Genomic DNA, 12,846 nt, shown 5'->3' with positions numbered 1-12,846 from the left:
TGCCACACCAGACCACAACACTACATGAAGCGATCACACGCCTTATATCTGTTATGCTTTTTTTTGCTGGTGAGCATTACCGCCGCGGCGCAAGACCTGTCAAAGATGGCTGCCTACCAGCGTAGCCGGTTTACGAACCGGGAACTGCTGGCCCTCCTGAACCGGCAAACCACAGACTCCATGAAAGTGAAGGTGATGGTGGAGATTGCAACCGCGGCGGAGTCCAGGCCCGGCAGCCTGAAAGGCGATATAGATACCGCCATCCTCTACCTCGCAAAAGCAGACAGCATCTGCCAGCGCATGCACTGGACGCGCCAGCGCCTGGAAATAGCCATGAGCTATGGCGAGATGTATTACCACACTAACGAAAATGAAAAGAAAGATGCATGGTTTCAAAAGGCGCTGACCTACAGCCGTGCACTGCAAGACCAGGCCCTGGAAGCAGACGTATGGACGGATATGGGTAAAAACAATAACAGCTTCCAGTTGCGGGAAGCCTACCTGGATACGGCCATTCACCTGTATGAAGCCGCACACAGGCCACTGGAAGCGGCAACCGCCCGGAAAGAACTGGCAGATGTGCACCTGAACATGGGCCAGTATAAAATGGCAGAACAGGAGCTTAAACAGGTGCTGGAAGTTTACAAAGCCCACCACTATACAAAGATCTATTACACGTACGACCTGCTCTCCGCCGTGAACCACTGGCGGGGCAATTTTGCAGAATCGCAGGCCAATGCGTATGCCGCCATACAGGCCGCGGAACTGGCAAAAGACTCCGGCATCCTGGGCAATTTTTACTGGCGGCTGGCCGCCGCTTACCAGGACAACAAGGATACGGCGCAGCGGGAGGTATACCTGAAAAAGGCGCTGATGGCCCAATTGCGCTATCCTTCCGCACTGTTGTACCACATCCTGGGCGAGCTTACAGACCTGCTTACCGCAAGACAGCAGGTAGATGAAGCCCTGCACTACCTGCTGATGGTAAAACAGCAACAACCGCCTTCTGATATCCACGACAAGATCTCGCTTTCTTTTTCCATGGCAGATTGTTACCTGGCGCAGCGAGATGATGCCCGGGCAGAATTTTATTACCTGCAATATGCTGATCAACTGGGCGATGGCGATGATGTGAACAATTACCTGATGAAGATCTGCCGCTTTTACCTGGACCGGCATCAATACAAAAAAGCAGCGCCTTACCTGGACCGGGTGCTGGCAGGAGATCCCCGTTACCGCGACCTGCCCACCAGCCGGGAAGTAAGCCTGTTGCAGTTCCGCATGGACGCTGCCCGGGGCGACCTGGCCAGCGCCGTGCAGCATTTACTGTTGTACAACCAGTTGTCTGATTCCGCCTTCGCCATTGAAAAAATAAAACAGGCGGCGGAAATGCAGGCCAAATTTGACCTGGATAACCAGGAAAAAGATAACCAGTTGCTGCGGGAAAAAAGCGCCCTGCAAACTAAAACGATTGAGAAAGACAACCTGCTGAAAAAGTCGATCCTGGTGGGATGCGCTATCCTGCTGCTGTTACTGCTGGTCTTGTATAACCGCTACCGCATTAAGACAAGAAGCAACACCATCCTGCGTAAACAGCAGGACCAGATCAGTGGTGCCTACGCAACACTGGAAGACCTGATGAAGGAAAAGAATAAGTTGTTAGGGGAAAAAGAATTCCTGCTCAAGGAAATACACCACCGGGTGAAGAACGACCTGCAGCTTACCATGAGTTTACTGAGCTCCCAGCGCCGGTTCCTCGATAATGAAGCCGCCATACAGGCCATCAATGACAGTGAGCACCGGCTGAAGTCTCTCTCCCTGGTGCACCAAAAGCTTTACCAGGGCGACGATGCCCGCCTGGTAAACATCAAGACGTATATCCAGGAAATACTGGACTACCTGAAAGACAGCTTCGGCGCCTGGCAGCGCGTACACTTTGAACTGCACCTGGCCGATGTGATGCTGGACACCGGCAAGGCCGTACCTTTAGGGCTGATCCTTAACGAGGCCGTGACCAATATTTTCAAGTATGCCTTTCCCGGCCGCCAGCACGGCAACGTGGAGATCTCGCTGACCCAGCAGGGCAGGCAATTGCATTTCCGCATTAAAGACAATGGCATAGGCCTGCCGCCGAACTTTGATACTGCTGCCAGCCAATCCCTGGGCTTCTCCCTGATCACGGGCCTCAGCCTGCAACTGGAAGCCGACCTGGTCATTGAAAGCAAGCAGGGCGTGGAGATCCGGCTTGCGTTTGAAATGGCGGAGGTGTATGCCTAACGCTGCAGCCTCACTTTCATGCTCGCAAAATCAATGGGCGAGGATGTATGCTGGTGGATGATCTTCCAGCTATCCGCGTGGCGGGCGGCCACCCAGGTAAGGCGGTTTTCCAGGTAGCGTAATTCCGCCCCCTGCGTGTTGATGGCGGCAAAGCGCACATAGGCCGTGAGCGTGGCCAGCTGCGCATCTTCCCGCACCTGCACCTCACTGAACGTAACGGTTACACGCTCCTCGCCCAGGTTGCCCAGCCAGTCTTCCGCCATGCCCTGCCACGCCGCCGCGCCTTCAAAGCTCCATCGCTCCCACATGTCAAACACCCGCACCGCGGGGTCAAACAACTGCATAAAACCTGCTACATCTTTGCGGAAAACCGTATCGCGGTAACGGTCCATTAGTTCATGTACCTGCATGGAAAAACTTTTGGTGAAAATAATATCCAGCCCGTGAACAGAAGGCGGGTATACGCGCCAAATGCAGGGGGCATTTGTATTAAATCCCTAGCTTTGTGCCCTCAAGCCAACGATTATGCAGAAAAAGATCATGCTCCTCGGCTCGGGGGAGCTCGGTAAAGAATTTGTGATCTCCGTAAAACGACTGGGGCAATACGTGATTGCCGTAGATTCCTACCATGATGCACCGGCCCAGCAAGTGGCCGATGCGCGGGAAGTCATCAACATGCTGGATGGCGCGGAGCTGGACCGCATCGTGGCCAAACATCAACCCGACATTATCGTTCCTGAAATAGAAGCTATCCGCACCGAACGTTTTTACGATTATGAAACGCAAGGCATACAGGTGGTGCCCAGCGCCAAGGCGGCCAATTTCACTATGAACCGCCGCGCCATCCGCGACCTGGCGGCACGGGAGCTGGGCCTGCGCACCGCCAATTACCGCTACGCCGGCACACTGGAAGCGCTGCAAGCCGCCGTGGAAGCGGTGGGCATGCCCTGCGTGGTAAAGCCGCTGATGTCATCGTCCGGCAAGGGACAATCCGTGATCAGGTCTGCCGCAGATATTGAAACCGCCTGGAACTACGCCCAGCATGGCAAGCGGGGCGACCAGGTGGAAGTGATCGTGGAGGCGTTCGTTCATTTTACCTCCGAGATCACCCTGCTCACGGTGACCCAGCAACAAGGCCCTACGCTGTTTTGCCTGCCCATAGGCCACCGCCAGGAGCGCGGCGACTACCAGGAAAGCTGGCAGCCCGCGGCCGTACCCGTGGATCAACTGGCGGAAGCGCAGGACATGGCGGCTAAGGTAACCCAGGCACTAGGCGGCGCCGGGATCTTTGGGGTGGAATTTTTCCTGGCACCGGAAGGCGTCTACTTTTCAGAACTGTCTCCCCGCCCCCACGATACCGGCATGGTAACCCTGGCCGGTACCCAAAACCTCAGCGAATTTGACCTGCATGCCCGCGCGGTATTGGGGCTGCCCATTGCAGCTATCACGCATGAGCGCAATGGCGCCAGCGCCGTGATCCTGGCGGACCGGGAAGGCAGTGAGCCGGTGTTCACCGGCGTAGCAGAGGTACTTAGCCAGCCGAACGCAGACATCCGTTTGTTTGGTAAGCCCACCACACGCCCCTACCGCCGCATGGGCGTGGTGCTCACGTATGACAAGCCGGATGCAGACGTGGAGGCTATTAAAGCACGGGCGATAGCGCTGGCCCGGCTGGTGAAGGTGGAGCCCTCGAAATAAGAAATGTTGCTGCCGGGGGCAGGGCGCGCCCCTTGTGCCGCAGCCGGCCGGAGTGCATCAGGAAAGCAATCCTTCTGCCATGGCAGCTTTCAGCAACGCTGCCACATTTTTCACCTCGAACTTTTGCATGAGGTTCCTGCGGTGGGTTTCTACCGTGAGCACGCTCAGGGACAATTCATCTGCCATCTGCTGGTTGGTCCGGCCATCTGCAATGAGGCGCAGGATCTGTTTTTCCCGTTTGGTCAAAGGAGCCACTGCCTTTACATCCGGCACAGCAGCACGGGCCATGATCTGCTTTACTTCACTGCTGAAGGCCACCTGACCGTTCAGTGCTTCTTCCATACAGGTCATCAGTTCCGCCGCAGCCACATTCTTCAGCAAGTAGCCACTGGCGCCGTTTTGCAGCAGCTGCAAAATAAGCAGCCTTTCCGCATGATTGCTGAAACCCAATACCACCGTGGCCGGCGACACCTGCTTAATGCGGCGGCACAGCTCCGCACCGTGAATGTCCGGCAGGGAAATATCCAGCAGCACTACATGCACCGTATGTTGCTGTACAAAGGCCAGCGCTTCCATGCCGGTGGTGAACCCACCCCTTACCGCTATGCGCTCATCCTGCTGCAGCAAGGTTTCCAGTCCATGCAGCACCACCGGGTGGTCATCTACGATCACCAAAGCAATAGGTTGTTTATCCTGCCACATTGAGTTCAATATTTATAGTGGTGCCTTCATTCACGGCCGCATCAATATCCATTTTACCATTCAGGAAAAGCACGCGCCGTTCAATATTGCTAAGCCCTATGCCTTTCTCCTTTGAAATACTGTGCTTGTCAAAACCGCGCCCGTTGTCTTCCACGGTAATGAAGAAAGTGCTCCCTTCCTGTGAGCATTGTACCACCACGCTGGATGCCTGTGCGTGGCGCAATGCATTGGAGAGCGCTTCCTGCACAATGCGGTAAATGGTCACCTGCGTCATGCGCGGCAGGTTGTCCTGGATGCCAAAAGGCTGGAATGACACCTGCAAAGCGGGCGTTTCCAGCGATGCGCACAACTGTTGCAACGCCGCCACCAGCCCATAGCTCAACAGGGCTTCCGGCATCATGTTATGTGCAATACGCCGCAGTTCCGCGGAGGAGTGATCCAGCTGGTCTATGACCTTGTGCAGCTCCGGCCGGGCCACGGCAGAGAGATGCAGCTTGATGCCTGCCAGCAGCCCGCCCAAGCCATCATGCAGGTCACGGGCCACGCGCGCCCGTTCATTTTCTTCCCCTTGCAATAATGCCTGCGCCACCTGGGTTTTCAGCTGTGCAGCCGCCAGCTGTTTGTTCTTCCGGTAAAACCAGGTAGCAAACAAGGCCACTACCAATGCCAGCACCGCGGCCATGCCAAACAAGCCGGCCAGTTGTTTATTCTTGCGGGCCGCCAGTGCTGCCTTTGCATTCACAACTTCCAGTTGTGCTATTTTCTTTTCCTTTTCAGCGTTATTATACTTGATCTCCAGCTCCTGGATATGGGCTTGCAGCTTGGCTTCCTGCAGGCTATCGCTCAGCGTGGCGTATTTTACCTGCCAGTCATAGGCCTGTTTCATATCCCCCATGCTGGCGTTAATGGAGGCCAGTTGCTGGTAAATGGTCTTCCGGTTGTTCACCTCTTTAGTAAGCGTCCCTTCTTTGAGAATGTCCAGGAGCAATTGCCGTGCAGGGCCATAGGCTTTAGACTCCTGCAGGATATTGTATTTACGGAACACCAGCATTTGCAGTACCTGTGGTTGCTGCAGTTTACGGGCCATGGCAATGCCCTTATCCAGGCTGCCCATGGCCTTGCCAAACTCATTGACCGCAGTGTAGTACAATGATTCGTTGTAGTAATAATTAGGATAATTGGCAGACTCCGGGTAAGGCGCCAGCAGGGCCTTTGCCTTATCCAGGTAACCTTTGGCGGCGGCAATATGCTTACTGTAAATGGCATTACTGGTGGCCGCAAAATAAGCAAACAGCAGGTTGGGCGAGCCCGGATGTTTTTCCAGGATGGTCAATCCCTTATCAATGTACACCTGCGCTTTATCAAACCGGGCGTTGTACATCAACAAGGTGCCCAGTTGCGTGTAGTACAGTGCCAGTTTATCTTCATCACCCCCCTGCTCCGCCAGGGGAATGGCGTGCGTAAGCCAGGTGTCAATCACGAAGTCGTCTCCCTTAGCACCCCGCTGCATAATGCCATAATTGAACCACGCCATGGCACGGAACCGGGTGGCCTCCTTTGTGGGAAAAGCGGCCAGTTGCTGCTGCGAGCGGAAAAATGCATCTGCTGCCTTGGGGGCGTCCGTATTGAAATAAAACTGTCCTTCATAAAAGGCATGCAATGCGTGCGGCAAAGGAAAACGCTGCGCCAGCCGGGCGCCCTGGTCCAGGAAACTGCGGGCTTTTACAGTGTCTTTGCCGCGCCAGTACTCGGCCAGCTGGAAGCACACCCGTGCCCGGGTACTGTCAGAAGGGGCATGGTGTAAAATATTGTCAAGGCTATCGGTGTACGCGCGCTCATCCAGTGGCAGGGAAAGCTGTGCCATAGCGCACCAGCGGATTCCTAACAACAGGAGCAACATGCTGCTAAATCGGGTCATGCAATAAAAATACAAAAGCTGGGGCAATGTTGTAACTACCAACTATCTGGTAGTTAAAATTACCAATGGTTTGGTATTGTACACCGCCCACCCCGCCGGTAATTTTGCAAAGACCATATTCATTAAACACACCTTCTAAAATATCAACATGAAAAAGATCGCTCTCTATAGCGCATTGGCTGCCGCAGCATTCCTGGGCAGCTGTTCCAAAAAGTCAGACGGGCCCGGTACGCCGCAACGCCAATGCATGGCGGATAAAATGCAGCTCACTGAAACCAAGGTCAGTGACCTTTCCGCCCTCCACGACCTGCAGGTAACTTTCGATGTAAAGAACACCAGCAGTGAAACCTATGACGTGGGCAGCGGCAGCAACCCGGTATACGTTAAACTCCAGGCCACCACTACCAGCGGCAAAACCTACGAAGAGGAAACCATCCTCACCATTACCAACCTTGCCGCCGGCGCAACCGGCTCTGCTACCGCATCTGTAGATTATGGCGCAGGCAATGCGTATAAGAGCTACAAGGTGCTGCAAGTATACTGTAAGTAATTGCAACCAGGTATTATGTAATAGTTATGACGGCTGTCCTGTACAGCAAATAACTGCTACCTGGTATTAATACAGAGATCAATACTTCCTTTCAATGTGAACGTATAGCTGTTAATCCCCCAACAAATAACCCCGGCCTTTGAGACCGGGGTTTATCTTTTTAGCACGCTGATCATGCCTCACCGCTACTTATTATCATCCTCCCCGTCTTCCGTCTCCTCCAGCTTGTCACTATCCCGCTCCCGGCGCAGTTTTACCTTGGGCGCGCTCTGCGAACCGGATACTGTGAAGGGAATGCCGATGATGCCCAACGGGGGCAGGCCTAAACGGCCGCTGAGATTCAATTTACCATCCAGGCTTACCTGGCCTTCAAAGCGCGGGCGGAACCCGGCCACCTTCATCCTGGTGCGGGCGATGGTCATGATATTGTTGTTGATGGTCGACCTGATCTCCACTTTAGAAAGGTCCGGGTCTTTTACCTCATCCTTTCCGGTGGCGCTGCTCACGGCATTGAATAAACGAAAACCCTTCATCTTCACTTTCTTCACAGACAGCACGCCACCGCCTTTAATGGAGGGGTATACCGGGCTCATATTTTTATCCAGGCGGCCACTCAGCTGGTAGTCCAAACCCACAATGCCGCTGGCGCTGGCCGCGGATGAAGCCAGGTCATGAAAGATCTTGATCTCGTTATACGCCCGTTTAATATCAAATTCATGGGCATTAATGTGGTAATCAAACATGGCCTTATCCGGGGAAAGGCTGGCATAAGTGGCCTCCATTTCTACCGGTGCGCCAATGATATTGAAGCCGGTCTTGTTCATTTGCAGCCTGCCACTGTCTATCACCAGCTGGCCGTAAAAGCTGTCTATATTCACACCCTTGAATACGATCTTTTTAACAGCGGCATCCAGCGTCACGTCCAGGTTTGCCGGTACCATTACTACTCCGGGGGCGCCTGTGGGGACGGTGTTTTCCGGGGCTTTACCTGCCGGGGCCGGGGCGTTCACCATCATTTCATCTACCAGGAGGTAGTTGCTTTTCAGGGTAAAATTGCCCTGCAGCTTTTGATCCTGCAATGCATAGGCGATCACGTTGTTGAGGTAACCATTCAGGTTGATGAGGGAACTGCCATAGCTGGCATTGAACTGGTCGAACCACATCTTATCCTGGTCAAAACGGAAAGTGCCGTCTTTTATCACGAAAGGCAACGGGAACAGTTCCGAACTGAGGGCCACATCGTGGATCACCAGGGTACCGCTGTTGTGCAGGCGGTCGTAATGCCCGCTGGTGGCGTCTCGCTGGGTGCCGCTCAGGGCCAGGTTTGTTTTGATCAGGCCTTTGAGGTCGTAGCCTTTCACGGCAAACACTTTATAGATCCTGCCCAGGTCTATCACCCCGCGGGAGCTGATGTTGTAGCGCAGGTCATCAAAGTTGTTCAGGTCTGCTTTGAGGGTGAAGGGCTGGCCTTCAAATTCAAAGGCCACCGGCTTCAGGTCCACCTGCATACTGCGCAGGGTGCCGGCGGTATTGGTCATGGTGGCGTCTACATTGATCTTTTCTACCGGTGCGGCGTAGTATTTCGTTTGTACGCTGCCGTTATTCATGGTCAGGTGGGCCTTGGTAACCGGGAAGAGGCGCCTGGCCGGCTGGTAAGTGCCCTTGGTGGTCAGGTCCATATGCAGGTCGCCGGCCATGGCCAGGCTGTCTGTTTTATAGAACTGCTGCACGTCTGCCAGGTGTAATACCGCCGCCAGTTGGGCATCCACCACGGGGGCGGCTGCATTGTGCATGCGGAAGAAACCCCTGATATAATTGGTCAGCAGGTTAGCATTGATGTTCTCCACATTCACCTGCGTATGTGCGTAATCGTTATCCGGGCAGGATGCCGCCAGGTTAAAACTGATATTATTCACCGCAGCCGGGAAGGAAGTAAATTTAAAATAGCCATCACGGAAAGCAGCCTTCAGATCAAACACCGGGATGCTGGTCAATACCGTGTCCGGCTTGTGCTGCAGGCCTTTGTACACCACTCCTTTTGCGTATTTGCCATCTGCCTGCAGGCGGGCATTCAGCCGGCCTTTTACCTCGAAGTCCTTATTGCCGATGGCCTTGTTCCATTTTTCCAGGTCTATGTCTGTGTTCATCTTCATATGCACTTCCGGCGACCGCAGGCCTTTCACCCGGATAATGGCGCTGAAGAAATCCTTGTCTATATTGAAGAAGATGGAATCCACGTTTATATACAAGCTGTCCATGTTCAGCTGGGGCAGGCGGGTTTCCAGGTTGAGGAATGCATGCTTGATGGGAGCAGGTGCTTTGTCGTTGGTGATCATCCCGTCCCGTACTTTCATGTTGAAAGCCAGGCTGGGCATCATATTCGTAGCGGCTATGTAGGAACCGGAAAGACTGGCCGTAACATCTGCAAAGCCTTCCACATCCGTATGTTCCAGCCAGGTCACGTATTCCGGCGGCAGGGCGCTGAAAATGGCGTGCAGACTGCTTTCCAGGGAACTTAGCCTAAAGTCCATATGGTAGCCGTTCTTGAGGAAGCCAAACGTACCGGTAAGCTGAACGGGCAGCTCATTGATGCGGATCTCGTTCTTTTCAAAGATCAGGTCCAGGGAGTGGGTGTTGATCTTGGTGATGAGGTTTCCGTTCAGTTTCTTGGATTGTATATAAGATGTACCACCATAGCTCAGGTCAAAGGAGCCGATGTTGATCGCGGATTGCAGGTCAAACTGCGCCTTGCTCAGGTCCCCTTTGCCCACATAGTCCACCGCCCTGGCGCGGATGTACAGGGGCAGGGAACGGTCGTCATAGATGATATTACAATGCTCTATCTGGATGCGCTCTATCTTCAAAGACGCACTGCTGCTGTCATTGTCCGGCGTGTTGTTGCTGGCGGGGGCCGATTTGTAAATGTCATAGTTGGGATGTCCCGCGGAGTCCACCATCACGTGAATATCGCCTTCCGTCAAAAAGATCTTATCGATCTTAATGGAGCCGGAAAATACACTGGACAGGTTTACGCCCAATGCCACTTCACTGGCAGCAACCAGGGTATCTTCTTTAAAAGGTGCAGCCCCCTTCAACGTAAAATCATGCAGGGTAAGCGTGAGCGACGGGAAGTGGTTGAAGAAAGACAAACGTGCCCGGGAAAAATTCATATCACCGGTAATACTCTTATTCGTCCATGCCTTGATCTTGTTAGCAATTGTGTTGGGGAAAAGGATCGGTAATAAAAACAACAGGGCAAAAATAGTGGCCACTGTTATAACAAAAATCTTTAATGCTTTAAATAAAGGCTTCTTGCGCATAGAAATGACGGCGAAATATATAGACGAAAAGTTGCATACCTAACCAACGGAATGGTCCAGCACGCAAAGATAGCCCATTTTAAAATCCCGCCCCACTTTTAGCGACCCGGTATTGGGCAGGGCTTACCGCGCTGTGTTTGTTACAACCCACTGATCACATCCTGCCGGCGCGATTCCGGTGTTACCCGCAGGTCCACCACTTTGCCATTCTCTACCCTCCCTTGCACCGTAGTGTTTTGTGGCGCATGCAGTTTGAACGAGGCATTCCACTCCCTGGGCCAGGCAGGTAGCAGGTAGATCCTGTTACCATCTGTTTGCAACAGCATTTGCTGCAACCCCTGCTCCCCGTTGCCACCGTTGTCTTCGTCCGGTGCATAATCATGCCCCGTGGCCCAGAATGCGGGAAACTTCAACGCAGGTTCCCTACGGGTAAGGTTATACGCAGTATAGGTCTTCGCCACCTGTGTCATGCCCAGCATGGCCGCCTGTATGGGGTCCTGTACCCAGCAGCCTTTATCGCGGAAGGCCCGGGCGTTGAATGTATTCACCGCCACTTCCAGGTCCGGCTTACCCAGTCCATATAACCGGAACGGGTATACGGCATACAGCTCCGGGTTTTCCAGGTTATGCCCCTTCGCCGTTTGCGGGCCGGTGTAAGGCAGCAATACACTTTTGCCTTGCTTTTCTCCTTGTGGCAATGGGGGTAATTCTCCCAGGAGGCGCTCCCACTGTGCACGGGAAGCAGGGGAGGTCAGCGAGGATGGCAATGCCAGCAACCGGGTGACCACCGCATGCAGGCCTGCAATATCCGGTGCGGGGTTATGCACTTTCCAGAACATTTCAATGGAGTTATCCGGGTCCAGCAACAGCTTGCCTTGCGCATCGCGGGAAAAATGCTGGTCAAAGAACGTCATGCCCGCACCCGCTACCGGCAGCAGCGTGTTTTTTGCAAACTGCGCGTCCCGGGTGTAATCATAGTAGTCCAGCATCATCATGCTCAGTTCCAGGATGGGCGTAAAATAGTGGCCGGTCCAGTTCTCCGGTACTTCAGGCCCCATGTACAGCAGGCCGCCCCAGAAAGGTGCTGTTTCCGCAAAGTAGGCCCCATCGTGGTGGTAATATTGCTTTACCTGCGCAGCGTTATGCGGGAGTATGCCGGCATACATTTTAAACAGGGGCAGCATCATGTCAAAGTCGCCCGCCGCCAGCCGGGGCCAATACATAGGCCGGGTGTTCTGGAACCAGTACTGGCCGCCCCATTCGCGGAAGTCCGCGTCTATGGCGCGTGCGGGCGCCGCTCTATTGGGTTTGTAATCCGGGTTGTCCACCACGAATATGGAACCATTGAATTTGATAGGATAAGCACCGCGCCCGGCGCATGCCGTCACGTACCGCTGTAGCACATAGCCTTCATTTACTTTGCGGGCCAGGCTATCCCCTTCCAGGAATATCCAGCTGCGGTCCCAGAACTGGTTCCACCAGCGCAGGTGTGCGGCACGCGTTTGGGCCAGGGGAAGTGCGTCAATGGTGCGCTGCTGCTGTTGCAGCGCGGACAACCATTTGCTTTTATCTGCGTGGGTAACGGTGAGCGGATATACGGACAACAGCTGTGACTTCACCGCGGCAGTGGTAGCCAGGGTTGTATCATTTTTGCGCAGCATACCTTTGCCGGCCATGCCAGCGCCAAACACGATGCCCTGCAGGTGTTCATTGGCAGTAGCCGGGTTGGCATGATACCAGGTGATGGCATCCGTCTTTTCCGGCACGAGCGTATCGCCGTTTTGAAAGCGCCAGTTATGCAGGGTAGCCGTTACCGTCACTGGCGTGGGGCTTTCAGTTTCCACGCGGATCACGGGATGATTGGCATCTACCCATACCCGCATTTGCAGGTGGCCTTCTTTTACCAGCACTTCGCTTTCATGGAGGCGCAGTACCTGGCTGAAAGCCGCACCTGTAGCCAACGGACTGGGGCTCACCGCTACGCGCACCATGCCCAGTTTCATGAGCACACCGCCTTCCTTTACCCAGTTATTTTTTTCATCCGGGGCAGCGGCACCCCATGCATCTGTTTTGCCGATGAAGAAGCACAGGTCACCGTTTGCGGCAGTCCATACGTTGAGGCCAATGTCACCATTGCCGGTAGGCATGGATTGCGCAGCGGTGGGGCCAGGCTCATTCCATTGTACATTAAAGGCGGATAGCGAATTAACAGGCATGGAAGCCTGCTTTTGCTGGGCATGCGTGGAAAAGCCCATCAGCAGGGCTAGTGCCGGCAGCAGATTTTTTTTGAAATGCATAACGGGAGCATAAAAAGTTACATGGGTTCCTGGGATCAAGATATAAAAAAAGCCAGGACAAATGCAGTCCTGGCTTTAAAATAT

General features: G+C 54.0%; 8 protein-coding genes. 3 read left to right on the top strand and 5 right to left on the bottom strand.

What is annotated here, in order from left to right:
• Positions 1-24 precede the first annotated feature (24 nt).
• Positions 25-2,277 carry a tetratricopeptide repeat-containing sensor histidine kinase gene (locus tag DCC81_RS20345; protein ID WP_108688525.1) on the top strand — a complete coding sequence of 751 codons (2,253 nt, stop codon included), beginning with the start codon at positions 25-27 and terminating at the stop codon, positions 2,275-2,277.
• Here the strand turns inward: DCC81_RS20345 and DCC81_RS20340 are convergent.
• Complete coding sequence (locus DCC81_RS20340; RefSeq protein WP_108688524.1) at positions 2,274-2,687, bottom strand: YybH family protein; 414 nt, start codon at positions 2,685-2,687, stop codon at positions 2,274-2,276. The two genes, DCC81_RS20345 and DCC81_RS20340, sit on opposite strands and share 4 nt — an antisense overlap.
• 115 nt (positions 2,688-2,802) lie before the next feature.
• Here DCC81_RS20340 and purT point away from each other — a divergent pair, with 115 nt between their 5' ends.
• Positions 2,803-3,975 (top strand): formate-dependent phosphoribosylglycinamide formyltransferase, encoded by a 1,173-nt coding sequence (gene purT, locus DCC81_RS20335; protein WP_108688523.1) that lies wholly within the window; start codon positions 2,803-2,805, stop codon positions 3,973-3,975.
• A 57-nt stretch (positions 3,976-4,032) separates the two neighbouring features.
• Here purT and DCC81_RS20330 read toward each other — a convergent pair whose 3' ends face one another.
• Positions 4,033-4,677 (bottom strand): response regulator, encoded by a 645-nt coding sequence (locus DCC81_RS20330; protein ID WP_108688522.1) that lies wholly within the window; start codon positions 4,675-4,677, stop codon positions 4,033-4,035.
• Entirely contained in the window at positions 4,664-6,541 is a 1,878-nt protein-coding gene (locus DCC81_RS20325; RefSeq protein ID WP_165806672.1) for a sensor histidine kinase, read from the bottom strand. The genes DCC81_RS20330 and DCC81_RS20325 overlap by 14 nt, the downstream gene beginning before the upstream one ends.
• 202 nt (positions 6,542-6,743) lie before the next feature.
• Between DCC81_RS20325 and DCC81_RS20320 the strand changes: the two genes are divergently transcribed.
• Positions 6,744-7,145, top strand: a complete 402-nt coding sequence (locus DCC81_RS20320; protein WP_108688520.1) for a hypothetical protein — start codon at positions 6,744-6,746, stop codon at positions 7,143-7,145.
• 185 nt (positions 7,146-7,330) lie between these two features.
• Here the strand turns inward: DCC81_RS20320 and DCC81_RS20315 are convergent, their stop codons facing one another.
• Positions 7,331-10,465 (bottom strand): AsmA family protein, encoded by a 3,135-nt coding sequence (locus tag DCC81_RS20315; RefSeq protein WP_108688519.1) that lies wholly within the window; start codon positions 10,463-10,465, stop codon positions 7,331-7,333.
• Between the two features lie 140 nt (positions 10,466-10,605).
• Entirely contained in the window at positions 10,606-12,762 is a 2,157-nt protein-coding gene (locus tag DCC81_RS20310) for a DUF5703 domain-containing protein (protein ID WP_108688518.1), read from the bottom strand.
• Between the last annotated feature and the right edge of the window lie 84 nt (positions 12,763-12,846).

This window comes from Chitinophaga parva (genome assembly GCF_003071345.1).
Lineage (GTDB): Bacteria > Bacteroidota > Bacteroidia > Chitinophagales > Chitinophagaceae > Chitinophaga > Chitinophaga parva.
The sequence above is the reverse complement of the archived record's forward strand: the minus strand, read 5'-3'. Positions and strand labels throughout refer to the sequence as shown.